Raw genomic sequence first — 23,727 nt, forward strand, 5'->3', positions numbered from 1 at the left:
CACCGGAAGGGGACGCCCGTGAGCGACCGCCACCACGACCATGAACATGCGCACGACCACGACCACGACCACGACCCCGAGCACGACCACCACAGGGCTTCACCGCTGCGCCGCCTCGCTCACCTCCTCGCCCCGCACTCCCACGAGACGGCCGACAAGCTCGACTCCGCGCTGGAGTCCTCGGCCCGGGGCATGCGCGCACTGTGGGTCTCGCTGGCGGTGCTGGGCGTGACGGCGCTGGCGCAGGCGGTCGTGGTGGCCGTGTCGGGCTCGGTGGCGCTGCTCGGGGACACGGTGCACAACGCAGCGGACGCGCTGACCGCCGTACCGCTGGGCATCGCCTTCGTCCTGGGTCGGCGCGCCGCCACCCGCCGCTTCACCTACGGCTACGGGCGCGCGGAGGATCTGGCGGGCATCGCGATCGTGCTGACGATCGCCGCGTCCGCGGCCTTCGCCGGCTGGACGGCGCTCGACCGGCTGCTGGACCCGCGCCCGGTCGCGCACGTCCCGGTGGTCGCCGTCGCGGCGCTGGTCGGGTTCGCGGGCAACGAGTGGGTGGCCCGGTACCGCATCCGGACCGGAAGGTCCATCGGTTCGGCCGCGCTGGTCGCCGACGGGCTGCACGCACGTACGGACGGGTTCACCTCACTGGCGGTGCTGCTGGGCGCCGGCGGCGCGGCCCTGGGGTGGCGGTACGCGGACCCGGTGGTGGGGCTGGCGATCACGGCGGCGATCGTCCTGGTGCTGCGGGACGCCGCGCGGGAGGTGTTCCGGCGGGTGATGGACGCCGTCGATCCGGCACTGGTGGACCGGGCCGAGCGGGCGCTGACGCGGGTTCCGGGTGTACGCGGGGTGGGTGAGCTGCGGCTGCGCTGGATCGGCCATCGGCTGCGTGCCGAGGTGGCGGTCGTGGTGGACGGCGAGGCGACGGTGCGTGCGGCCCATCGTGTCGCCGTCGAGGCCGAGCACGCGCTGCTGCACGCCGTCCCCCGGTTGACCTCGGCCCTGGTCCACGCCGACCCGGAGCCCGCGCCGGGCGAGGCGGATCCGCATCTCGCACTGGTCCATCACGCGGCACACCGAACGCCCTGACCCCGGCGCCGGCGGAGAGAAGACCCGGCCGCTCCTGCGCCGGTCTCCGGGGGGAAGCGTGACGGCCCGGGCGTCGGCCGGCGGCGCCGCAGGGCCGGACCAGGGCTTCAGGCGGCCTGGAGCACCTCGTGCTTCCAGAAGCCCGAGAAGGTGATCCTCTCCTTCGGCAGGCCGGCCCGGTGCAGGTGCCTGCGCCCCTCGGTGGCCAGCGTCGACTCGCCGACGACGAAGGCGTATCCCGCCGGGTCGGCGGGGTGGTGCCGCAGGAGCTCGCCGAGTGCGGCACGGCCCGGCACGGACGTGTCACCGTCGCGGAGCACCCAGGTGACGGTCATTCCGGGCGGAGCGTCGAGTTCGCGCCGGTCGCCCGCGGTGGGCACCTCCTGGATGACCCGGCCCCTCGTCCCGCGCGGCAGGGACCGCATGATGCCCGAGGTGGCGGGCAGTCCCGTCTCGTCGGCCACGACCAGCACCTCCGAGGCGTCCGGCGGGCAGTCGAACAGGACCCCCTGGTCGAGGACGGCGAGCGCGTCACCGGGCCGGGCGCCGCAGGCCCAGACCGCCGCCCGGCCCTCGAGTTCGCCCGTGGGGCCGCGATGCACGACGAAGTCGATGTCCATCTCCGCCGCGTCGGGACGGAAGTCGGCCACGGTGTAGTTCGCACAGTGCGGACGCTCGTCCTCCGGTATGGCCAGATACGGCTGCCACCAGCGGGATCCGGTGAAGTCCGGCAGTCGCAGCCGTCGCTGATGGGGCAACTGGAGGAACAGGCGGAACCAGTGGTCGTAGCCCTGCCAGGGGAACTCGGCGAGGTCCGGTCCCGTGACGCGCACGCGATGCAGGGAAGGGGAGACACGCTCGGTGCGCACGACTTCGGCGCGGAACATCCTGGGGTTCGTCGGCATCAGCCGGGGGATCTTCGACACGAACAAAGGCTAGCCTAAGCTAACTTCCCGTGCACGGGGCGGATCGGCTCCGACGCACGGCCGGTGCCGGTCAGGCCGCTCCCAGCCCTTCCAGCACGACCGCTCCGGGCAGTTCCGCGAACGCCTTGCCCGGCACCAGCAGCTTGCCGCGCCGCCGGCCGCTGCCGACGAGCACGTACGGCAGGTCCACGACGGCCGCGTCCACCAGCACCGGCCAGTCATCGGGCAGTCCGACCGGGGTGATGCCGCCGTACTCCATACCGGTCTCCCCCGTGGCCGTGTCCATCGGGGCGAAGGATGCCTTGCGGGCGCCGAGGTGACGCCGTACGACGCCGTTGACGTCGAGCCGGGTGGTGGACAGGACGACGCACGCGGCGAGCGTGGTCCCGCCGCCCCGCTTGCCCGCCACCACCACGCAGTTCGCCGACCGCTCCAGCAGGTCCCGGCCGTAGTGCTCGACGAAGACGGCGGTGTCCGCCCAGCGCGGGTCGGTGTCGACGTAGAGCAACTGGTCCGCGGGGACGCTGCCGCTCCAGCAGCGGACGGCGGCCGCGACCGGGGCGGTCAGTTCGTCGAGGCAGTCGGGGGCGGGGGTGACGTGGCCGAAGTCTCCGATGGGTGCGCGCATGGCCGCACCGTAACAGGGGTGCCTCAGTGCACGGGCGGCACCGAGACGGTCATGATCATCTCCATCGGGACATCGCCCTGATTGCCGTACGTGTGCGGCGTGTTGGCCTCGAAGGAGGCACTGGCGCCGGCCGGCACCCGGTGCTCCGCTCCGTCGACGGTGAGGGTCAGTTCCCCGGACGTGACGTGGACGAGTTCGACCGTGCCGGCGGGGTGCGGGTCGGAGTCGCTGCTCTCGCCCGGCATGAGCCGCCAGTCCCACATCTCCAGCGGGCCGGGCGCCTCGGTGCCGGCGAGCAGCCGGCTGTAGCTGCCGCCCTCGGTGTGCCAGAGCCGCACGGCCTGGTCGGCGGGGACGATCCGGACCTTCGGGCCTCGTTCGTAGTCGAGCAGGGTGGGAACGCTGACGCCGAGCGCGTCGCCGATCTTGACGACCGTGCCGATGCTCGGGTTGGTGCGGGCCTGTTCGATCTGGATGAGCATGCCGCGGCTGACACCGGCCCGCGCCGCGAGCGTGTCCAGCGTGAAGCCGCGCTCGGTGCGCCAGCGTTTGACGTTGCGCGCCAGGGACTGGGTCAGCAGGTCGAGGTCCGACACGTTCCGTCCGTTCCGTCCAGCGTGTTGGGCGGCGGCCGGCTCCCCTGCGTCCGGCTGCCGTGGGGTGAACCCGATCGTCCATCGCACTGTACTGCGGCCGGAATCGGCGCCGCTCACGGCCGGGTGAGGGCGGCTCAGCCCTCGGGCTCCAGCTCGGCGATCCGGGCCACGCCCTCCTCGTCCAGCTCCGCGAGCCGCGCGGCGCTCTCCTCGTCCAGCTCCGACAGCGCCCGCAGTTGCTCCGGGGTGATGCCCTCCGGGATCGGTACGGGCGCCGGGGTGCGCAGCGGCGGCTGCCAGCCGTCGGCGGGGGTCCAGCGGCGTACGACACGGGCCGGGGCGCCCGCGACCACGGCGTGGTCGGGCACCGCGCCCCGGACCACCGCGCCCGCGGCCACCACCACGTTCCGCCCGATGCGCGCCCCCGGCAGGATCACCGCGCCGGTGCCGATCCAGCAGCCGGGGCCGATCTCCACCGGCTCCATCCGCGGCCACTGCTTGCCGATGGGCTCGTGCGGATCGTCGTAGGAGTGATTGGTGGAGGTGACGTAGACGTACGGCCCGAAGTAGCAGTCGCTGCCGATGGTGACCGTCGTGTCGGCGATGACATGGCTGCCGCGGCCCAGCACGACCCCGTCGCCGATGCTCAGGATCGGCTCGGGACCGAGGTCGAGACCGGGCATCAGGCCGGCGGTGAGGGTGACCTGCTCGCCGACGATGCAGTGGGCGCCGATCCGGATCCAGGGCTCGCCGAAGACCGTGCCGAGCGGGAAGGCGAGCCTGGTACCTGTTCCCATCGCCCCGAAGCGGAAGCGGCCGGGGTGCTCGGCGGTCACCGAGCCCGTGCGCTGCGCCCAGGCCCAGCCCGCGTGGACCGCGCGCTGAGCGAGACGGCGCGACCAGGACGAGAACGTGTTCTTGCGCTTCGGCACCCGCTCACCGTAGTCGGCGGGCGGCTCGCCGGCGGACCGGCGCCCCTGTGATCTTCACCCCACCGGGCCGGCGTACGGTGCGTGGTGTCCACGATGTCGGCGGAGGAGAGGGCCATGACGCACCGCGCGCTGATCACGGGTATCGGAGGCAGGGAGCCGAAGGTGGACGGGGACGCCTTCGTGGCGCCCACGGCCTCGGTGATCGGGGACGTGACGCTGCACGCGGGCGCGAGCGTCTGGTACGGGGCGGTGCTGCGCGGCGACGTGGAGCGGATCTCCGTCGGAGCGAGCAGCAACGTGCAGGACAACTGCACGTTGCACGCCGATCCGGGGTTTCCGGTCGGCGTGGGCGAGCGGGTGTCGATCGGGCACAACGCCGTGGTGCACGGGGCCACCGTCGAGGACGACTGCCTGATCGGCATGGGGGCGACCGTGCTCAATGGCGCCGTGATCGGCGCCGGGTCTCTTGTCGCAGCGCAGGCGTTGGTGCCGCAGGGGATGCGGGTGCCGCCCGGGTCGCTGGTCGCGGGGGTGCCGGCGAAGGTCCGGCGGGAGCTGACCCCGGAGGAGCGGGAGGGGCTCACTCTCAACGGCACGATGTACGCGGAGCTGGCGAAGGCCCATCGGGAAGAGCACGGGAGGTAGACGTCGCACGCGGTCCGCGGGCCGGCAGCGGCCGTCCGCCCTCGCGGCCGACGGCGCGGCCGATCGAGTCGCCGATGACCGCGCCGGCGGTGGCGCAGGTGCCGGGGACCACCTCCCGGTCCGCCGCCGTTCGTGCGCCCGGACCCGGCGCACGAACGGGAAGCCCACCGGGCCCCGCCGGGAGTGCCGGTGGTCAGCCGCCCGGGCGCAGGGTCCAGACGACGGTCATCTCGCCGGTGACGGCGCCGTCCTCGCGGCGGATGGCGATCGAGACCGGGAACTCGGGGCGCATGCCCTCGTCGAGTTCGGCGACGACCTCGGCGGCCGGGCGGCCGAGGGTCGCGGTGGCGGTGACCGGGCCCATCGCCAGCTTCTTGTAGGCGATCTCCGCGCGGACGGCCAGCGGCACGGCGCGCGCGAGCTGGTCCCCGAACGCGGCGAGCACGATCGCGCCGCTCGCCGACTCACCGAGGGTGAACATCGCACCGGCGTGCGGCCCGCCCACGTGGTTGTGGTAGTCGGCCTGGTCCGGCAGGGCCACCACGGCCCGCTCGGGCGTGGTCTCCAGGAACTGGAGGTCGAGGGTCCGGGCCATGGGCACCGTGGCGGCGAGCATCTCGCCGATGGTCATCTGGTCTGCGCTCATGAGCAGAAGGTTACCCACGAGTAGCCTCAAGTCGCCATGCCGTGCGGCATCCGGTTTGCTACGTCCCTGTCAAAGGGCGGTGACCTCATCGTGTCCCTGGCACGGCTAGGGTTGCTGTCCATGTGGCCAGGACAGCAGCCGCCCGGGGGCGAGCAGAACCCGCAGTCGAACAATCCGTACCAGCAGCCGGGGTACCAACAGCCGAATCCGTACCAGCAGCCCGGCTATCAGCAGCCGAACCCGTACCAGCAGCAGTCGGGATGGGGGGCACCGACCGTGGCGGGCGGACCGCAGCCACCGCAGGGCGGGGGCGGCGGGAACCGGACGAAGCTGGTGGCGATCGTGGCGGCGACGGCCGTGGTCGTGGCCGCCGGTGTCACCGGTTTCCTGGTGCTCGGCGGCGACACGGGCGACGAGGCCGACGGCAAGAAGGACGCCAAGCCGACCGCGACCACGTCCAAGGACACCTCCGCGGAACCGAGCGTCTCCGCCTCGGACGACAACCCGCGCGGCGGCGAGGGGGAGAAGGCGACCGTTCCGGGCTGGCAGGTAGTCGTCAACACGCGCTTCGGCACCAAGTTCGACGTCCCGGCCGACTGGGAGATCGAGACGCCCGGCACCAGCGTGGGCTTCGAGTGGGAGGAGAAGGACGGTGAGCTGGGCAGCACCACCGTCACCGCCCCCGCGTATCTGAAGTCCAAGTGGTGCACGAGCGACGAGAACAAGGACGGCCGCGAGGAGGACACCGCCCTCGCCACCGCCGGTACCCGCGGTGAGAACGGCGCCAAGGACACGGACATGGCGGCCGAGACCCGGGTGCCGTGGTGGATCTACGGCGGGTACACGCAGCCCGACAAGAAGAGCCTCAAGTACGAGAAGCCGAAGGCGTACACCACGGCGTCCGGTCTCGAGGGCAGCGTGGCCACGGCGCGCTCGGAGAACACGCCGCAGAACGGCAAGTGCGACAGCGACGGCAAGGCGATCACGTTCGCCTTCAAGAACGGCGCCGGGGACTTCGTCACCTGGAACCTGTACGGCGCCAAGGGCGTCAAGGACGAGATCCCGGAGGCGACCGTGCAGAAGATCCTCAGCACGGTGCGCCTGACGGAGGACGCTCCGACGGAGTCGTAGCAGGTCGGGAGGGAGGCGGCCCATTTGGCAAGTCGGTCCCGGCCCGGCGATAGTCACGGGGTGCCGACCACCGCATCCCGCCGCCCCACCCGGGCCGGCCGCAACTACTCCCTGCTGACCGCCGCCGCCGTGGTGACCAACCTGGGCAGTCACGGCGCGCTGATCGCCGCCGCGTTCGCCGTGCTGGGCGCGGGCGGCGACGGCGGCGACGTGGGTCTGGTGGCCGCCGCCCGCACCCTGCCGCTGGTGCTGTTCCTGCTGATCGGCGGTGCCGTCGCGGACCGGCTGCCGCGCCACCGGGTGATGGTCGCGGCCAACACCCTGAACTGTGTCTCGCAGGCCGCTTTCGCGGCACTGGTCCTGGCGGGCGAGCCGGAGCTGTGGCAGATGATGCTGCTCAGCGCGCTCGGGGGCACCGGTCACGCGTTCTTCAGCCCGGCCGCCGAGGGCATGCTGCTGTCCTCGGTCGAGGGCGAGCAGGCCGGCCGGGCGTTCGCGGTGTTCCGGATGGCGATGCACGGAGCGACGCTCGGCGGGGCCGCGCTGGGCGGGGCCATGGTCGCCGCGATCGGGCCGGGCTGGGTACTGGCGGCGGACGCGGCGGCCTTCGCGGTCGCGGCGGCGCTGCGGGCGTTCCTCGATGTGAAGCACATACCGCCGCGCGCTCCCGGCGGGGGCATGCTCGCCGATCTGAAGGAGGGCTGGCGGGAGTTCATCGGCCGGCCCTGGCTGTGGGGCATCGTCGTCCAGTTCTCCGTCGCCAACGCGGTCGTCGGCGCGGCCGACGCGGTCTACGGACCGCTCGTCGCCCGGGACCACCTGGGCGGCGCCGGTCCGTGGGGCGTGGCGCTGGCGTTCTTCGGCGGGGGCACGGTGGTGGGCGCGCTGCTGATGACCCGCTGGCAGCCGCGCCGTCTGCTGTTCGTCGGCACCCTGTGCGTGTTCCCGCTGGCCCTGCCGTCCGCCGCGCTCGCCGTGCCGGCGCCGGTCGCCGTGCTGTGCGCGGTGATGTTCGTGACCGGCGTGTCGCTGGAGGTGTTCGGCGTCTCCTGGATGACCGCGCTGCACCAGGAGATACCGGAGGAGAAGCTGTCCCGGGTCTCGGCGTACGACTGGTTCGGCTCGGTCGCGCTGGTGCCGGCGGCGATGGCCCTGGCGGGCCCGGCGGAGACGGTGTTCGGCCGACCGGAGGCGTTGTGGGGGTGCGCGGCGCTGGTCGTGGTCGTCACGGCGGCGGTGCTGTGCGTTCCGGACGTACGGAACCTGCGTCGGCGGACCCGCCAGGTCACCGGAGCGTCTGCCGCACCGGCCGATGCCGGACGCCCCGTCGGGGAACCCGGGAAACCGCCGCAGGACTGAACCGCAGTCCGCACCACCGGACCCGCCGCGCCGGTCCGGACAGTGCGTCAGCCGATGCCGAACGCCCCCGCGGGGGGTTCGGGTGACGCCACGGCGTCCTCGTCCCGCACCGGGCGCGCACCGCGCGTGAAGTCCCGCAGGGCCGCGCCGTGCTCGACCCTCGCGGGGAAGGCGTCGGCGGCGGTGGCACGGGACAGGGTGGCGATGTCCAGGGGCCGGTGGGCGGCGGCCAGGACCGCGTTGCCGAAGCGGCGGCCGCGCAGCACTCCCGGCTCGGCGATGAGTGCCAGCTCCTCGAACCGCGTGCCCAGGGTGGCGATCTGGGAGCGGAGGAAGGCGAACGGGGCCGCGTCCGCGAGGTTGGCGAGATAGACCCCGCCGGGCCGCAGGACGCGCGCGGCCTCCTGCGCGTAGGCGACGGAGGTCAGGTGCGCCGGGACCCGCGAGCCCCCGAAGACGTCGGCGACCAGGACGTCCGCGCTGTCGTCGGGGGCCGCCTCCAGCCAGGCGCGGGCGTCCGCCGCGTGCAGGGTGACACCGGCGCCGGCGGGAAGGGGCAGGTGCTCGGCGACCAGCTCCAGCAGTCCCCGGTCGAACTCCACGACGTGCTGCCGGGATCCGGGGCGGGTGGCGGCCAGGTAGCGGGGCAGGGTGAGCGCCCCGCCGCCGAGGTGCAGGGCGTCCAGCGGGCGCCCCGGCTCGCCCACGGTGTCGAGGGCGTGCCCGAGCCGCCGCGTGTACTCGAACTCCAGATGCGTCGGCTCGTCCAGGTCGACGTACGACTGCGGCGCACCGTCGACGGTGAGCAGCCAGGCCCGCTCCCGGTCCACGTCGGGCATCAGCTTGGCGGTGCCGTGATCGACGACGCGGGTCACGGGGATGGGCTCGCTCACCGTCCCATTGTGTGCCGTCGTCCGTACGGGCGGCCGCCCGCCCCCCTGTCCGGGAGCGGGCGGCCGTCCGCCGCTCAGCCGACCGCCGTCACCGTGCCGGCGCCGACCGTGCGTCCGCCCTCGCGGACGGCGAACCCGAGCCCGGACTCCAGGGGCACGTCCCGTCCCAGCTCGACGGTCATGGTGACCGTGTCCCCGGGCCGCGCCACCGCCGCCTCACCGAGGTCGACGTCGCCCACGACGTCCGCCGTGCGGATGTAGAACTGCGGCCGGTATCCGGTCGACACCGGTGTCGTACGGCCGCCCTCGCGGGCCGACAGCACGTACACCCGCGCGGTGAAGCGCCGGCTCGGCACCACGCTGCCCGGCGCGGCCACCACGTGCCCGCGTCGCACCGCGTCGCGCGGCACGCCGCGCAGCAACAGCGCCACGTTGTCGCCGGCCTGCGCCTCCTCCATGGGCTTGCCGAAGGTCTCCAGGCCGGTCACCACGGTCTCCACCTCGGCGCCGAGCACCTCGACCCGGTCGCCGACGCGGACCGTGCCGCGCTCCACCGCGCCGGTCACGACGGTGCCCCGGCCGGTGATGGTGAGCACGTTCTCCACCGGCAGCAGGAACGGCGCGTCCAGGTACCGCTCGGGCATGGGCACATACGTGTCCACCGCGTCGAGCAGCGCGTCGATCGACGCCGTCCAGCGCGGGTCGCCCTGAAGCGCCTTCAGCCCGGAGACCCGTACGACGGGTGCGGACTCGCCGCCGTAGCCGTGCGCGGAGAGCAGGTCCCGGACCTCCAGCTCGACCAGGTCGGTCAGCTCCTCGTCTCCCGCGTCGGCCTTGTTGAGGGCGACGACGATGTGGTTCACGCCCACCTGGCGGGCGAGCAGCACGTGCTCGGCGGTCTGCGGCATGATCCCGTCGAGCGCGGAGACGACGAGGATCGCCCCGTCGAGCTGCGCGGCGCCGGTGACCATGTTCTTGACGTAGTCGGCGTGCCCGGGCATGTCGACGTGCGCGTAGTGCCGGGTGTCGGTCTCGTACTCGACGTGCGTGATGTTGATGGTGATGCCGCGCGCGGCCTCCTCCGGCGCCCGGTCGATGCGGTCGAACGGGACGAAACTGCCGGAGCCGCGCTCGGCGAGGACCTTGGTGATGGCGGCGGTCAGGGTGGTCTTGCCGTGGTCGACATGGCCCATCGTGCCGATGTTCAGATGCGGTTTGGTGCGGACGTACGCCGTCTTGGACATGGCGGTACCTCGAAGCCTCTCGATGGTGACGCGTGATGGCCCCGGGCGCGGCGGATCGGCGCGCGGCCGGGACGGGGACCCCGGGAACCCGGCCGACCCTCCCCCTGGGGGGTCCGCCGGACGATCCGGGGAGGGTCAGCTTCGGGCGCCGTCGACTGCGGCGAGGAAAGCGGGAACGGCAGCCTTCGGGGCATCCGCGACCGCGGATGCTGCGAGGTGGAAGGCGTACCGGAACATGGCGTCGATCATTGCCGACGCCCCGCCCCGCGTCGAATGGTTTTCCGCGCCGGACCGGGCGGCTGCGCGCCGATGTTCTTCAGCGCCTCCCGCACCGACAGCGGCGCGAACCGTCCCTGTTCGCGCGCCAGGAAGGCCCGTACGGCGTCGGGGTCGGTCCTGGCGTACTCGCGCAGGCACCAGCCGATGGCCTTGCGGATGAAGAAGTCCGGATGACCGGACCGGCGCAGGCAGTAGCCGAAGAGGCGCGCGGTGTCGGTGCGTTCCCTGAAGCGCAGCTGGTGGAGCAGGGCGGTGCGGACGAGCCACAGGTCGTCGTCGCCGATCCACTCGTCCATCTCGGCGGTGAGGCTCCGGTCGGCGGCGACCAGCGCCCCGACGACGTGCGCGGCGAGCAGGTCGACGGTGTCCCACCACGGGACCGTGGTGACGAGGTGCCGGGCGACGGGCAGGAAGCCGGAGGAGCAGTGCCGTACGTGGCGGCGCAGGTAGTCCACGGCGAAGTACTGGTACTCGCGCTCGGGCAGTTCCCAGCAGCGCAGGGCGACGGCCGTGCAGTCGGTCTCGTCGGGGCGGGGCAGCCCCTCCACGACGGTGCGGGACAGGGCGCGGCGGACCGGGGTGGTCAGACCTAGGAAGGGGGTGACGTCCTTCATGTACGCCCGCATGGCCACGGCCCGCTCCGGGTCGGCCGCCGGCCCGTACGTGGCGGTGAGCCGCTCCAGCACCGTGTCGGCGAGCGGACTGCCCGGCACACACGGTGTCGCCGTACCGTCCTCTGTGACGTGCATGAGACGAACACTACGGCGATCACACACATGTGTCGGTTAGTGTCACCGAATGCTCGATGCCACCACCCGCTCTGGGGGCACCGCCGCCACGGCCTCTCCCCGGGCCACCGCCACGGACCTCGCGGTACCGCTCCCGCCGGCCACCGCCACGGGATTCGCCGCCCGCTGCGCCAGAGTCCTGCTGTCGCCGTGGTCACGGCTGTCCCTGCTGGTCGCCCTGCTCCTCACCGCCGTGTCGCTGATGCTCGCGTTCGAGCCACAGCGACTGCTGACCGACGGCTGGCCCGCACAGCTCGGCGGGGCCGCGGCGGTCGTGGCGTACGCGGTGGCCTACGGGGTGTGCACGGTGGCGTTCGTGCCGCGCCCGCTGCTGAACCTCGCCGCGGGGGCGCTGTTCGGCTCCCAGCTCGGCCTGGGTGCGGCGTTGGGCGGCACGGTGCTGGGCGCCGGGCTGGCCTTCTGCCTGGGGCGGGCGCTCGGCCAGGAGGCGTTGCGTCCGTTGCTGCGCGGACGCTGGCTGAAGGCCGCGGACGACCAGCTGAGCCGGCACGGCTTCCGCTCGATGCTGGCGGCCCGGTTGTTCCCGGGCATCCCGTTCGCCGCCTCCAACTACTGCGCCGCCGTCTCCCGCATGGGCCTGCTGCCGTTCCTGCTGGCGACGGCGCTCGGGTCGATCCCGAACACCGCCGCCTACGTGGTGGCCGGCGCCCGCGCCTCGACGCCGACGTCCCCGGCCTTTCTGATCGCGCTGGCCTGTATCGCCGTACCGGGCCTGGCGGGCGCGGTGGTGGCGTGGCGCAAGCGGCACCAGTTGCGCGGGCGGTGAGCCGACGGCGGCGCGTCAGATCCGTTCGAGAATCATCGCGTTGGCCAGTCCGCCCGCCTCGCACATGGTCTGCAGGGCGTAGCGGGCGCCGCGTTCGCGCATCGCGTGGACCAGGGTCGTCGTCAGCCGGGTGCCGCTGGCGCCGAGCGGATGGCCGAGGGCTATGGCGCCGCCGTGCACGTTGACCCTGGCCGGGTCGGCGCCGGTCTCCTGCCGCCAGGCCAGGACCACACTGGAGAACGCCTCGTTGACCTCGAACAGGTCGATGTCGTCGAGTGACAGGGAGGCGCGGCGCAGCACCTTCTCGGTGGCCGGGACGACACCGGTGAGCATCAGCAGCGGGTCGGATCCGGTGACGGCGAAGCTGTGCAGCCGGGCGAGCGGGCGCAGGCCGAGGCGGGCGGCGGTCTCGCTCGAGGTGATGAGCACGGCGGAGGCACCGTCGTTGACCGGGCTGGCGTTGCCCGCGGTGACGTTCCACTCGATCTGCGGGAAGCGCTCGGCGAAGACCGGGTCGTGGTAGGCGGGACGCAGGCCGGCCAGGGTCTCGGTGGTGCTGTCCGGCCGTACGCACTCGTCGCGGGTGACGCCGTCGAGCGGTGCGACCTCGGCGTCGAACAGCCCTGCGTTCCAGGCCTCGGCGGCCTTGCGGTGCGAGGAGACGGCGAAGGTGTCCATCTGCTCACGGGTGATCGACCACTTGGCGGCGATGAGCTCGGCGCTGATGCCCTGCGGGACGAGCCCTTCCGGGTAGCGCTCGGCGACTCCGGGGCCGAAGGGGTCCTTGCCGGCCGGCACGTTGGACCACATCGGCACCCGGCTCATGGACTCCACGCCGCAGGCGACGACCAGGTCGTACGCGCCGGAGATGACGCCCTGCGCCGCGAAGTGCACGGCCTGCTGGGAGGAGCCGCACTGGCGGTCCACGGTGGTGGCCGGGACGGACTCCGGCAGGCCGGCGGACAGGACGGCGTAGCGGGTGGTGTTCATGGCCTGCTCGCCGACCTGGTCGACGGTGCCGCCGATGACGTCGTCGATCAGCGCGGGGTCCACGCCGGAGCGTTCGACGAGGGTGCGCAGGGTGTGGGCGAGGAGTTCGACGGGGTGGACATGGGCGAGGGCGCCCTGCGGCTTGCCCTTGCCGATGGGGGTGCGTACGGCTTCGGCGACTACTGCGTCACGCATGGTGCGGGCCTCCTTGGCCGGGACCGGTCCAGGACGACGTACCGATGAGTAGGAAATCCGAACTCACCATAGCCCTGTGAGTTGGAAAAGCAAACCCTCACCTAGACTCGGCCGTATGGCCGCCCCCAAAGACCCGCGCCCCTGTTCGATCGCCGACACGCTCGCACTGGTCGGCGAGAAGTACTCCCTGCTCGTCCTGCGCGAGGTGTGCCTCGGCAACGGCCGTTTCGACCAGCTGGTGCGCAACATCGGCGCTCCGCGCGACATCCTGGCCACCCGGCTGCGGCGACTGGTCGACGCCGGGATCCTCGCCAAGCACCCCTACAGCGAGCGCCCGCGGCGCTTCGAGTACCGGCCCACCCGGGCGGGGCTGGAGCTGGAGCCCGTCCTGCTGACCCTCAAGGAGTGGGGCGACCGCCACCTGCACCCGGACGGCGACCTGCCCATGGTGCTCGAGCACGCCTGCGGCAACGAATTCGTCCCGGTCGTCACCTGCCGGGCCTGTGGCGACGAGGCGCGTCACGAGGACCTGACCTCGCACCCGCAGGCGCCGGGGTGGACGGTGGATGGCCCCACGGCGGCCTGAGCCACCACTTTCCGCCAAGGGCGCGGTCGTGAAGCCCCTGTGTCGGGGCTGTCATCTTGGGGCGCTACGCTTCCCCCTCGGCGCACCTGATCATCGATCACCGTCCACGGCGGTGAGGTGCGCCCGTCGCCCGTCCCACGATCGGCACTTGGACTCCGCTACCTCATGTCTTGGTTCGAATCACTCATCCTCGGACTCGTCCAGGGGCTGACCGAGTTCCTGCCCGTCTCCTCCAGCGCGCACCTGCGGCTGACCGCGGCCTTCTCCGGCTGGGAGGACCCGGGCGCGGCCTTCACCGCGATCACCCAGATCGGCACGGAGACCGCGGTCCTGATCTACTTCCGCAAGGACATCGGGCGGATCCTGTCGGCCTGGACCCGCTCCCTGACGAACAAGGAGATGCGCCGCGACCAGGACGCGCGCATGGGCTGGCTCGTCATCGTCGGCTCGATCCCGATCGGTGTGCTCGGGGTGACGCTCAAGGAGCAGATCGAGGGTCCGTTCCGTGATCTGCGGCTCACCGCGGCGATGCTGATCGGCATGGGCATCGTGCTCGGCGTCGCCGACCGTCTCGCGGCGCGGAGCGAGAGCGGCGGCCGGCACCGCGTGGCCAAGCAGCGCAAGGAACTCGGGGACCTGACCGTCAAGGACGGTCTGATCTACGGCATCTGCCAGGCCATGGCCCTCATCCCGGGCGTCTCCCGCTCCGGCGCCACCATCAGCGGCGGTCTGTTCATGGGCTACCGGCGCGAGGCCGCGGCCCGCTACTCCTTCCTGCTCGCCATCCCCGCGGTGCTCGCCTCCGGCCTCTTCGAGCTGAAGGACGCCGCGGAGGGTGGTCACGTCTCCTGGGGCCCGACGCTCTTCGCGACGGTCATCGCCTTCGCGGTCGGGTACGCGGTGATCGCCTGGTTCATGAAGTTCATCTCGACCAAGAGCTTCATGCCGTTCGTCTGGTACCGCATCGCGCTCGGCATCGTCATCATCGTGCTGGTCGCCACGGGCGCCCTCAGCCCGCACGCGGCGGAGTCGGCGGGCTGACCTCCGGCAAAGACGCGGCCCCGGGGCGGGAACATGCCCCGGGACGGGAACGTGACCCGGGCACGTGACCGAAGACATACGGTGCGCGTAGCCGTCCGGTAGCGCACTGTCAGTCCCTGGCCCTAGGCTTGTCCGCATGTCCCCCGACTTAGTGACCCCTGGTTCCGCGCGGTCCGCCGCCGAGGTCAACGAGCAGATCCGCGCGCTGTGGCTGCGCGCGGGCGGGTCCCTGTCCGCCCAGGAGCGCGAGCAGTACGAACTGCTGGTGGTCGAGTGGGCGGCGGCGATCCGCGGCCGCGTCGTCAAGGCGGCCTGATCCTCCTCCGCCCTCGCGGTACGGCTCAGCGCCCGCCCGCCACTCTCAGCACCGCACCCGTGGTGTACGAGGCGTCCGGCGACATCAGCCACGCCACGGCCGCCGCGATCTCCCCGGCCCGTCCCACCCGCCGCAGCGGCACGTTCCCGGCCATCTCCCGGGCACGGTCCGGGGCTCCCATGGCGGCATGCATCTCCGTGTCGATCGCGCCCGGCGCGACCGCGTTGACCCGGATGCCGTCCGGGCCGAGCTCCTTGGACAGGCCGAGGGTCAGGGCGTCGACGGCGGCCTTCGTCGCCGCGTAGTGCACGAACTCACCGGGGCTGCCCAGTGTGGCGGCCCCCGAGGAGATGTTCACGATCACGCCCTCGCCCCGGGGTGTCATGAGCTGCGCCGCCCGCCGCGAACACAGCAGCGTCCCCATGAGGTTGACGTCGACGACCCGTCGCAGGGTGTCCGTCCCGACCTCGGCGAACCGTCCCAGCGGCCCGGTGACCGCCGCGTTGTTCACCAGCCCCGTCACCGGTCCGAGCTCCCGCTCCGCCACCTCGAAGAGCCGCTCGACGTCCGCCTCGACGGCCGTGTCCGCGCGCACGGTCACGGCCCGCGCCCCGGCCGCCCGCACCTTCTCCGCCACGTCCTCGGCGGCCGCGGAGTCCCGGACGTAGTTCACCGCCACGTCGTGCCCCTCCGCCGCGAGCCGCAGACAGATCGCGGCACCGATCCCCCGGCTGCCCCCGGTGACCACCGTGACAAGACGCTTCATGAATGCCTCCAGGCGAAGAGCGCGGAACGAGGATCCTCAGGCTCGCAGACGCGCGAGCACGTCGTCGTCGAGGGGATAGGAGCGCTCCTCGGGCAGCAGCCCGGCCGCACGGTCGAACTCCCCCTCCCGCACCAGGGCGTGGATCTCGGTGGCGAGCGGTGTCACGTCCTCGATGCCCACGATCCACTCGTCCGCGTACCGAACCGCCGCCTCCCCGGCGAGCCCCAGCTGGAGCGAGCGGTACGGCAACGGGTCGAGACGGAGATCCCGCTCCGGGTCCCACTGCACCCGCGCGGGCGCCTGCCGCAACTCGCGCTTCCAGGCCGCCGCGTCACCGTGCAGCACGGGGACGTAGTGCGACAGACACGCGTTCCGCAACGCCCAGACGAGCCCCTCCCGGCTGATTTCCACGGCCAGCACGGTCTCCTGGTCCTTCTTCGCGCCCCATCCACAGCGGTACATCATCCACAGGAAGGACGGCTTGGTCAGTTGACTGCACTAGCTCAGGCCACGGCTCGACTCCGTGACCTTGGTTCACGAGCATGCGGGTGTGCATGAAGCTCCTTCGATTCATCGAGATCTGATCGACGGCCGGGTACGGCTGCCCCGGATAGGGGCGGTGGTAGAAGGCGAGTCGCCTTCGCTGCCGTGGCGAGTGGTGGATGCTGCTGGTCGGGAGATCGAGCCGGTCAGCAGTTACCTCCGGGACCGGATGCTGGGCGATGCCAGCCCGCTGACATGTCGCAGCTACGGCTTTGACCTGCTGCGCTGGTACCGGGTGCTCTGGGCACTGGATGTGGGCTGGGAGCAGGCCACCGAGGCGGAGACCGCCGCGTTGGTGGGCTGGCTCCGCTTGGCTCGCAACCCACAGCGCCAGCGCCGGGCCGGTGGCCACCGGGCCGGGACGGTGAACCCGAAGACGGGCAAGCCGACGCTTCCGGCCGGGTACGCACCGGCGACCATCGCTCACAACCTTTCGGCAGTTCATGGGTTCTACGCCTTTCACCTGCACTTCGGCCGGGGTCCGGTGGTGAACCCGGTGCCTGAGAACAGGGCACGCCGTGCTGCGCTCGCGCACCTGTCGCCCATCGAGGCTCGCGCCGCGTACCGGCGCGGCCGGCTGCGGCCGAAGGTGCCTGCCCGGCAACCGCGGGCACTGCCCGACCACCAGTGGGACGAACTGTTCACCCAGATGAAGTGCGCACGGGACCGGGCCTTGCTGTCCTGCTACGTCTCGTCTGGCGCCCGAGCCTCCGAACTGCTCGGGGTCGAACTCGGAGACGTCGACTGGACCAAGGGTCAGCTGTGGGTGATCTCCAAAGGCAGCCGGGCCCGACAACCGGTCCCGGTATCGCCCGAGGCCCTCGCCCACCTCGCCGCCTACCTGGAGGAGGCCGGACTCCCACCCGACGGCATGCCACTCTGGCGCACCCGCCGCGGCCAGCCGAGACCGCTGACCTACTGGGCGGCCCGCCGCATCATCCAGCGCGCGGACGAAGCGATCGGGGCGAACTGGACGCTGCACGACCTGCGGCACACCGCCGCGACCCGACTCGCCCGCGACCCGGAGCTGACGCTGGTGGAGGTGCAGACGATCCTGCGACATGCCCATATCAGCACCACGGCCCTCTACACCGTGGTCGGACTGGACGACCTGGTGGACAAGCTCGCAGAGCACTACGCACGCCCGGTCCAGCCGACCACGTGGCCGCAGCGATACGAGGCAAGCGACATCGAGGCGGTGTTCGGTGCCGGGCGCTAAAGTCGGCGACAGCCTGCGGCTTCAAGGCCCGACGACCAACCGGGTCCGCCGTCATGAGAATGCCGAAGGCCGGGTGTCGACCGGAAACTTCGAGCCCACTGCCATCATTCCCGCCCCTCCACCACGGCCGATGCGGCCGCCTCGCTCGCTTGGAGACTTCGCGACGGCCTCGGTGGAGGAGATCACCGAGGTGGTCATCGGGCACTTCCTGCCTGCCGGCTCCAAGACGTGGCGAGCACGTCAAGAAATGCAGGAGTTCCTCGGCTATCTGACCGGATTTCCCGGAGATACCTGGCAGGAGCGCTGGGAAGCGGTCGGCCACGATGCGGGCATTCCCGTCGGCCGAGTCGCAGGCGACGACCGTGCCCTGAGTCGTCGGCTGAGCGCGGCGGCGGGCCGTTGCTTCGCCATGCGGTTGATCCGACCCGCGCTGCTGGGCCTGCGCTCCAACACCTTCACCCGCTACACCCCGTGGTTCCGCAGCATCGCGAATGATCCGTGGCTGGAGGAGTTCTGCGAGCGGGTCGATCAGCTGCCCGTCGGCTCCTCCCGTCGTGGCCGGGCGAAGTCCGACGTCTGCTACGCGTTGACGGTCTTCGGGATCGACCTGGACGGGCTCACGCCCGAGGCCCTGCTGCACTACGCCGTCGAATGCCGAGCCCATGCTCTGGCCGGGGAAGACGCCGAGTCCGGCACCTTCTCCGGCACACTGGCCTGGCCGGTGTTGCACGAGATGGGGCAGTTTCCGCGCTCCGCTCCGCGAACCCTGCGGGCTGCTGTCACCCGGGGGGCAGTTGTCGATCGAGGAAGCCGTAGACCGCCATCAGCTGCGCAACCGCGAGGTGCGGGACCTGTTGGTGGAGTACGTACGCCGCCGCTCCGCCGAGCTGGACTACTCGACTCTGCGGCATCTGATCACCCGCCTGGTCAAGACGTTCTGGAAGGTGATCGAGGAGATCAATCCCGACCAGGTCGACCTGCGGCTGTCGGAGGAGACCTTCACACAGTGGAAGGAGAAGCTGCTGGTCCTGCCCGGCGGCAAGCCGCGCCTGGACATGGACGGCCCGCTGCTGGCGGTCCGGTCCCTCTACCTCGACCTGCACACCTGGTCCGTCGCCGAGCCCGAGCGGTGGGCGAAATGGGTCGCGCCCTGCCCGGTCCGGGACGCCGACCTGCGCCACTTCCAGCTGCGCCGACGCCGCCTGAACGAACGGATCGCCAACCGCACGCGAGTCCGTCAGCCGCTGCTGCCGATCCTCTCCCAGCACGTCAACGACACCTGGCACCAGCGCAGAGAGCTGCTGAAGGCCGCGCAAAGCGTCAGACCCGGCGAAGAGTTCGTGCACGACGGCACCACATGGCTGCGGGTGTCTTGCAACGAGCGCCACAACCGGCCCCCGGTCCGTGTGGTCAATCGTTCCACTGGCGACCTCGTACGCGTCTCCCAGGACGAGAACGCCGCGTTTTGGCAGTGGGCCGTCGTGGAGACACTCCGGCTGGCCGGCCTGCGCGCCGAGGAACTCACCGAACTGAGCCACCTCAGCGTCCGGCAGTACCAGCGCCCGAACGGCGAGGTCGTCGCGCTCCTGGTCGTCAGCCCGTCCAAGAGCGACCGTGAACGCGTCATCCCGATGTCGGCCGAGTTGTTCCACGTCATCGCCCAGGTCATCCGCCGCCACCGCGAGGAACATGGCACCGTCCCGGTCTGCGCCCGATACGACCTGCACGAGAAGGTGTGGAGCGAGGAGCTGCCCTACCTCTTCCAGACCGTCCACAGCAGCAGCCAGCGCGGCATGTCCAGCACCACGGTATGGCGCATCGTCCGACGCGCTTGCAATGAGCTGGCCGCCACGCACCCGGAGTTCGCCAATGTGCACTTCGCCCCGCACGACTTCCGACGTCTGTTCGCGACCGAGCTGGTGAACAACGGTCTGCCCATTCATATCGGTGCCGCCCTGCTCGGGCACCTCGACATCCGCACTACCCGCGGCTACGTCGCGGTCTTCGACGAGGACGTCATCAGCCACTACCACCAGTTCCTCGCCCGACGCCGAGGAACGCGACCAGTGGAGGAGTACCGGGAGCCGACCCGGGACGAGTGGGAGGACTTCCAGGAGCACTTCGACAAGCGCCGCGTGGAACTCGGCTCCTGTGGTCGTCCCTACGGCACTCCGTGCGCGCACGAGCACGCCTGCTTATCCGAACCAGCCCAGCTTGACGCTTAGCTCGTCATCGAAGTGCCTTCGCAACGGAAAGTAGTCGTGAAGTCGCCGGCCAAGAGGCTGTCCCGGGCGTGTCGCGCTCCGGGGCGGCCGTTCAGCGTGCCTACTGGGAGAACGCGTAGGTTCGGACGGGGTCGAGGTGCAGTTCGTAGGGCTCGAAGTAGTCTGCCGCTAGCGTCGCGACCGGGGCGCCGCATGGACAGGCTCGGTTGAGTCCTTCGTCACCCGTCGGCCCGCAGCAGCCGGTGCTGTTCTCCCAGTTAGGCAGCGGTTGAAGGTCGGGGGCGTCCTCAGGGTGCATCAGCACCGTGCCCGGGACGCCCGCAGAGATGACGAAGCCCTCCTCGCGGCAGACCAGCGGCCCTCGGGACTGAGCCGGCTTCGGGTCCTCCTGATCGTCCTGCACGACGTAGGGAGGCCCCCAGGGCTCAGGATCGATCGCGTAGTGGCCCCGCGGAACGGTGGAGGGTGCCCGGTGTGTCTCCTTGTCCCGGTCGTGTTCGTCGTCGGAGGGGTCGGGGACGGCGGCCAGCCCGGCCAGCTCCGGCGTGATCGCGGTGCCGCACTTGGAACAGAGGAAGACGGTCATCCCCCTTTCGGCGTACTCATTGAGGTGCTCAGCAAGGTACGGATGAACGTGCTCAGCATGGTGCGCTTTGCAGGATCGGTAGGTGTGGGCTTCGCTAGATGTGAGGGTGATGAACGTGTGCGGCCGCCCAACATGAGGCACCTGGACGTTGCCATCTAGGGAGCTGGTGATCACATGCTTGTCGAGACGTTGACGGCCCTGGCGCTGGCTGGCGGTACCGCAGTGGTTCAGGCCGCAGGGACCGATGCGTGGAATGGCCTGCGCAGACGGGTTGGGGATCTTTTCGCGCGCGGCGACGCCGCGCGGGCAGATGCTGAGCTCGAGCGTTTGGATCACACTGCCGAGGTCCTGAACACTGCAAATGACGTAGGCGTCGAACGTCTGCGGCAGGAGGGCGTGTGGCAGGGGCGGTTCGAAGCGCTGCTGGAGAGCCTCGAACCGCCCGGACAGGAACGGGCGGCTGAGCAGCTACAGGAGATGCTGTCGTTCGTCGCCGCTTCGACCGGTGATGTGGCCATCGGAACGGGGAAGGCCGTCGCCCGTGAGGGTGGCAGCGCTGTCACCGGTGTCAAACGCACGGGCGGCGGCCAGACCGGCCCTGCGACGGCGGTGAACACAGGGGACGCCGAAGCCGAGGGGCCCGGCTCCGGCGCTGTCAGTGGCATTGTCAACGATTGATTGCTAAGAACACCGCAGCCGATTGAGGCAAGCCAAGGAGCTGACATGGTCCGATGGCGGAGGGGCAGGCGCGGCTCCACCAGCGAACCGGCCGCGCCTGCGGAGGCGACGGAAGGCAGCAGCCGATTCACATGGTGGGCTCCCCGCGACGACCTGTCGGCTGCGGCGCCCGGAGCCCCGGCTACCGGGCAGGTTGTGATCCAGAGCGGGAACGCGACTGCCACCCACGGCGGGATCGCCGTCACCGGCATCTACAACCCCACCGTCCACCTCCCGCCCGAGGCAATGCGACCTCCCTCGGAGGTGGACGCCCCTGCGGGCATGAATAACCTGCCGCACCAGCAGGGACACTTCGTCGGCCGCTCCAGCGACCTCGCCCGCCTCGACGGCGCCTCGGGCGCCCCTGGTACGACGCTGGTGCAAGTAGTGCATGGGCTGGGCGGAGTCGGCAAGAGCGCTCTGGCCGCCTGCTGGGCCGGCACCCGACCCCATGGCTGTACACCGGTGCGCTGGATCACCGCCGACAACCCCGCCAACGTCCAGCAAGGACTGGCCAGCCTTGCTACCGCCCTGCAGCCCGCCCTAGCCAGCGCCCTGCCAACCGAGGCACTCGCCGAGTGGGGGCTGCAATGGCTGGCCAGCCACACAGGCTGGCTGCTCATCCTCGACAACGTCAATGATCCCGCCGATATCGCCACCCTCAGCGCCCGCGCCACTGGCGGCCGCATTCTGATCACCAGCCGGCTCGCCACCGGTTGGATCGGCGCCACCACACTGGTACGCCTCGACGTCATGGACGAGGCTGAGTCCATCGCCCTGCTCACTCACATCACCGGTCAGCGCAATCTGGACGGCGCCACCGACCTGTGCGCCGTACTTGGGCACCTGCCCCTAGCCATCGAACAGGTAGCCGCCTACCTCGCCCAGAACCCACTCAGCACACCCCGTGATTACCTGGGCTTGCTCGCCCAGCACCCAGCGGACATGTACGGCCACGGCGGGGCCACCACCCCAGCCCAGCGCACCATCGCCCGCATCTGGGACATCACCCTGGAGCAGATCGACACCCGTCAGCCCGCAGCCATCGACCTCCTGCGCACAATGGCCTGGTACGCCGCCGAAAATATCCCCGCTGCCCTCGTAGACGGCTTCAACGACCCACCCGCGCTGAACCAGGCGATCGGCCTGCTCACCGCCTACAGCATGATCAACCCCGACCCCGGCACCAGCACCCTGGCCATGCACCGTCTCGTCGCGGCTGTCGCCCGCACCCCCGACCCCGACGACCCCCGCCGCAGGCGCGACAACATCGACCTCGCCCGCCAACGGGCCGCCAGCAACTTGTGTAACGCTCTGCCCCCCACCGTGGATGACCCCGCCACCTGGCCCACCTGGCGAAACCTGCTCCCCCACATCGACGCCTTCGCCGACCACACCACCCCAGACACCGACACCAGCAACACGGCCCTCCTCCTCCATGCAGCCGGGACTTCCCTGATCAAACAGGGCCTGCCCGCCCGGGGGATCAGGCACCTACAGCGTGCCGTCACGGCCTACGAGCGCCTGCTGGGCAACGACAATCCCGCCACCCTGACCTCCCGCGACCACCTTGCCCTTGCCTACCAGGAGTCAGCAGACCTAGGCAGCGCTATCCCCCTGCACGAGCAAACCCTCGCAGACTGCAAGCGCCTGTTGGGTGAAGATCATCCCAACACCGTGGCCTCACGCAACAACCTCGCCCTCGCCTATCAGAAGGCAGGGGACCTGGACAGCGCCATCCCTCTCTATCAGCAAACCGTCACGGACTGCGAGCGTCTGCTGGGTGAAGACGACCGCGCCACACTGACCTCCCGCAACAACCTCGCCAGCGTCTATGAGGAGGCGGGGGACCTGGACAGCGCCATCCCCTTGCTCGTTCAGTCCGTCAAGGATCGGTTGCGTGTACTGGGCGAAGACCACCCCGACACCCTGACCTCCTGGAATAATCTCGCGCTTGCCTATGAGAAGGCGGGGGACCTAGGCAGCGCCATCGCTCTGTACGAGCGGACCGTCACAGCCTGCGAGCGCCTACTAGGCGAAGGCCATCCCGACACCTTGACTTCCCGCAGCAACCTCGCCGTCGCCTATTTGCAGGCAGGTGCCCTGGGCCACGCCATCCCCCTATGCGAGCAGGTCCTCACGGACCGCGAGCAAGTACTGGGCATCGATCACCCCGACACAATGACCTCCCGCAGCAATCTCGCGAGCGTGTACAAGGATGCGGGGGACCTAGGCAGCGCCATCCCCCTGTACGAACAGACCCTCAGCGATCGGTTGCGCGTGCTGGGTGAAGGCCACCCCGACACCCTGATCGCCAGCAACAACCTCGCCCTTGCCTACCAAGAGGCAGGGGACCTAGGCAGCGCCATCCCCCTGTACCAGCAGACCCTCACGAACTGCGAGCAGTTGCTGGGCAACGACCACTCGCTGACTCGTGCCGTTCGAGAGGATCTCGCCTACGCCATGGCCAAACGCGACGACGGCACCTGGCCGGCGTGACTGAGTAGCTGTTGTCGTTCCGGTCTTGAGAGGCGGGCGTCGAACGGGAGTCTCGATCGGGTGATCGCGGCGGACTGCGGGCATGAAGGCAGGGCCTC

23 protein-coding genes and 2 pseudogenes are annotated in these 23,727 nt (G+C 71.1%); 12 read left to right on the forward strand and 13 right to left on the reverse strand.

Annotation, left to right across the window (positions count from 1 at the left end; genetic code table 11):
* Positions 1–18 precede the first annotated feature (18 nt).
* The gene (locus ACFXAE_RS23355) at positions 19–1,092 is read left to right on the forward strand and encodes a cation diffusion facilitator family transporter (RefSeq protein WP_384718034.1); all 1,074 of its coding nucleotides are present in this window, start codon (positions 19–21) and stop codon (positions 1,090–1,092) included.
* A gap of 107 nt (positions 1,093–1,199) precedes the next feature.
* Here the strand turns inward: ACFXAE_RS23355 and ACFXAE_RS23360 are convergent, their stop codons facing one another.
* The 4 genes from ACFXAE_RS23360 to ACFXAE_RS23375 form a co-directional block, all read right to left on the reverse strand.
* Positions 1,200–2,018: a siderophore-interacting protein gene (locus tag ACFXAE_RS23360; protein WP_384718036.1), complete on the reverse strand. Its 819-nt coding sequence runs from the start codon at positions 2,016–2,018 to the stop codon at positions 1,200–1,202.
* Positions 2,019–2,088: 70 nt separating this feature from the next.
* Positions 2,089–2,646 (reverse strand): YbaK/EbsC family protein, encoded by a 558-nt coding sequence (locus ACFXAE_RS23365; protein ID WP_384718038.1) that lies wholly within the window; start codon positions 2,644–2,646, stop codon positions 2,089–2,091.
* Positions 2,647–2,669: 23 nt separating this feature from the next.
* A complete protein-coding gene (locus ACFXAE_RS23370) occupies positions 2,670–3,242 on the reverse strand; it encodes a helix-turn-helix domain-containing protein (RefSeq protein ID WP_384718040.1) in 573 nt (190 codons plus the stop codon).
* Between the two features lie 134 nt (positions 3,243–3,376).
* Entirely contained in the window at positions 3,377–4,174 is a 798-nt protein-coding gene (locus tag ACFXAE_RS23375; protein ID WP_384718042.1) for an acyltransferase, read from the reverse strand.
* Positions 4,175–4,288: 114 nt separating this feature from the next.
* Between ACFXAE_RS23375 and ACFXAE_RS23380 the strand changes: the two genes are divergently transcribed.
* The gene (locus ACFXAE_RS23380) at positions 4,289–4,819 is read left to right on the forward strand and encodes a gamma carbonic anhydrase family protein (RefSeq protein ID WP_384718044.1); all 531 of its coding nucleotides are present in this window, start codon (positions 4,289–4,291) and stop codon (positions 4,817–4,819) included.
* A 19-nt stretch (positions 4,820–4,838) separates the two neighbouring features.
* Here the strand turns inward: ACFXAE_RS23380 and ACFXAE_RS23385 are convergent.
* Together ACFXAE_RS23385 and ACFXAE_RS23390 are read right to left on the reverse strand one after the other, a co-directional pair.
* Positions 4,839–4,931: pseudogene (locus ACFXAE_RS23385) on the reverse strand (DedA family protein); the annotation flags it as partial.
* 81 nt (positions 4,932–5,012) lie between these two features.
* Positions 5,013–5,465, reverse strand: a complete 453-nt coding sequence (locus ACFXAE_RS23390) for a DUF4442 domain-containing protein (protein ID WP_384718046.1) — start codon at positions 5,463–5,465, stop codon at positions 5,013–5,015.
* 120 nt (positions 5,466–5,585) lie between these two features.
* Between ACFXAE_RS23390 and ACFXAE_RS23395 the strand changes: the two genes are divergently transcribed.
* Both ACFXAE_RS23395 and ACFXAE_RS23400 read left to right on the forward strand, forming a co-directional pair.
* Positions 5,586–6,596, forward strand: coding sequence for a hypothetical protein (locus tag ACFXAE_RS23395; protein WP_384718048.1), 1,011 nt, complete (start codon positions 5,586–5,588; stop codon positions 6,594–6,596).
* Positions 6,597–6,656: 60 nt separating this feature from the next.
* Entirely contained in the window at positions 6,657–7,955 is a 1,299-nt protein-coding gene (locus ACFXAE_RS23400; RefSeq protein WP_384718050.1) for an MFS transporter, read from the forward strand.
* A gap of 47 nt (positions 7,956–8,002) precedes the next feature.
* Here ACFXAE_RS23400 and ACFXAE_RS23405 read toward each other — a convergent pair whose 3' ends face one another.
* The 3 genes from ACFXAE_RS23405 to ACFXAE_RS23415 form a co-directional block, all read right to left on the reverse strand.
* Entirely contained in the window at positions 8,003–8,848 is an 846-nt protein-coding gene (locus ACFXAE_RS23405) for a spermidine synthase (protein WP_384718051.1), read from the reverse strand.
* Between the two features lie 74 nt (positions 8,849–8,922).
* Positions 8,923–10,092 carry an elongation factor Tu gene (gene tuf, locus ACFXAE_RS23410; RefSeq protein WP_384718053.1) on the reverse strand — a complete coding sequence of 390 codons (1,170 nt, stop codon included), beginning with the start codon at positions 10,090–10,092 and terminating at the stop codon, positions 8,923–8,925.
* A gap of 245 nt (positions 10,093–10,337) precedes the next feature.
* A complete protein-coding gene (locus ACFXAE_RS23415) occupies positions 10,338–11,120 on the reverse strand; it encodes a DNA alkylation repair protein (protein ID WP_384718055.1) in 783 nt (260 codons plus the stop codon).
* A 49-nt stretch (positions 11,121–11,169) separates the two neighbouring features.
* Here ACFXAE_RS23415 and ACFXAE_RS23420 point away from each other — a divergent pair, with 49 nt between their 5' ends.
* Positions 11,170–11,946 carry a TVP38/TMEM64 family protein gene (locus tag ACFXAE_RS23420; protein WP_384718056.1) on the forward strand — a complete coding sequence of 259 codons (777 nt, stop codon included), beginning with the start codon at positions 11,170–11,172 and terminating at the stop codon, positions 11,944–11,946.
* Between the two features lie 15 nt (positions 11,947–11,961).
* On the opposite strand, the gene ACFXAE_RS23425 is transcribed toward ACFXAE_RS23420, so the two are convergent.
* Positions 11,962–13,131 carry a thiolase family protein gene (locus tag ACFXAE_RS23425; protein ID WP_384718058.1) on the reverse strand — a complete coding sequence of 390 codons (1,170 nt, stop codon included), beginning with the start codon at positions 13,129–13,131 and terminating at the stop codon, positions 11,962–11,964.
* Between the two features lie 115 nt (positions 13,132–13,246).
* Here ACFXAE_RS23425 and ACFXAE_RS23430 point away from each other — a divergent pair, with 115 nt between their 5' ends.
* The 3 genes from ACFXAE_RS23430 to ACFXAE_RS23440 all read left to right on the forward strand — a co-directional run bounded on the left by ACFXAE_RS23430 (position 13,247) and on the right by ACFXAE_RS23440 (position 15,074).
* The gene (locus ACFXAE_RS23430) at positions 13,247–13,717 is read left to right on the forward strand and encodes a winged helix-turn-helix transcriptional regulator (protein ID WP_384718060.1); all 471 of its coding nucleotides are present in this window, start codon (positions 13,247–13,249) and stop codon (positions 13,715–13,717) included.
* 165 nt (positions 13,718–13,882) lie between these two features.
* Positions 13,883–14,758, forward strand: coding sequence for an undecaprenyl-diphosphate phosphatase (locus ACFXAE_RS23435; RefSeq protein ID WP_384718062.1), 876 nt, complete (start codon positions 13,883–13,885; stop codon positions 14,756–14,758).
* A gap of 136 nt (positions 14,759–14,894) precedes the next feature.
* The gene (locus ACFXAE_RS23440) at positions 14,895–15,074 is read left to right on the forward strand and encodes a hypothetical protein (RefSeq protein WP_085570927.1); all 180 of its coding nucleotides are present in this window, start codon (positions 14,895–14,897) and stop codon (positions 15,072–15,074) included.
* 25 nt (positions 15,075–15,099) lie between these two features.
* Here ACFXAE_RS23440 and ACFXAE_RS23445 read toward each other — a convergent pair whose 3' ends face one another.
* Both ACFXAE_RS23445 and ACFXAE_RS23450 read right to left on the reverse strand, forming a co-directional pair.
* A complete protein-coding gene (locus ACFXAE_RS23445; RefSeq protein ID WP_384718064.1) occupies positions 15,100–15,840 on the reverse strand; it encodes an SDR family NAD(P)-dependent oxidoreductase in 741 nt (246 codons plus the stop codon).
* A gap of 36 nt (positions 15,841–15,876) precedes the next feature.
* Positions 15,877–16,323, reverse strand: a pseudogene (locus ACFXAE_RS23450) (DUF4291 domain-containing protein); the annotation flags it as partial.
* A 229-nt stretch (positions 16,324–16,552) separates the two neighbouring features.
* Here ACFXAE_RS23450 and ACFXAE_RS23455 point away from each other — a divergent pair.
* Together ACFXAE_RS23455 and ACFXAE_RS23460 are read left to right on the forward strand one after the other, a co-directional pair.
* Complete coding sequence (locus ACFXAE_RS23455) at positions 16,553–17,602, forward strand: tyrosine-type recombinase/integrase (protein ID WP_384718078.1); 1,050 nt, start codon at positions 16,553–16,555, stop codon at positions 17,600–17,602.
* Between the two features lie 794 nt (positions 17,603–18,396).
* The gene (locus ACFXAE_RS23460; RefSeq protein ID WP_384718066.1) at positions 18,397–19,827 is read left to right on the forward strand and encodes a tyrosine-type recombinase/integrase; all 1,431 of its coding nucleotides are present in this window, start codon (positions 18,397–18,399) and stop codon (positions 19,825–19,827) included.
* Between the two features lie 100 nt (positions 19,828–19,927).
* Here ACFXAE_RS23460 and ACFXAE_RS23465 read toward each other — a convergent pair whose 3' ends face one another.
* Positions 19,928–20,587: a hypothetical protein gene (locus ACFXAE_RS23465; protein WP_384718068.1), complete on the reverse strand. Its 660-nt coding sequence runs from the start codon at positions 20,585–20,587 to the stop codon at positions 19,928–19,930.
* Here ACFXAE_RS23465 and ACFXAE_RS23470 point away from each other — a divergent pair, their 5' ends adjacent.
* Both ACFXAE_RS23470 and fxsT read left to right on the forward strand, forming a co-directional pair.
* A complete protein-coding gene (locus tag ACFXAE_RS23470) occupies positions 20,588–21,091 on the forward strand; it encodes a hypothetical protein (RefSeq protein WP_384718070.1) in 504 nt (167 codons plus the stop codon).
* Positions 21,092–21,136: 45 nt separating this feature from the next.
* Positions 21,137–23,629, forward strand: coding sequence for an FxSxx-COOH system tetratricopeptide repeat protein (gene fxsT / locus ACFXAE_RS23475; protein WP_384718072.1), 2,493 nt, complete (start codon positions 21,137–21,139; stop codon positions 23,627–23,629).
* Positions 23,630–23,727 lie beyond the last annotated feature (98 nt).

Source organism: Streptomyces sp. NPDC059454 (assembly GCF_042749965.1).
Classification (GTDB): Bacteria; Actinomycetota; Actinomycetes; order Streptomycetales; family Streptomycetaceae; genus Streptomyces.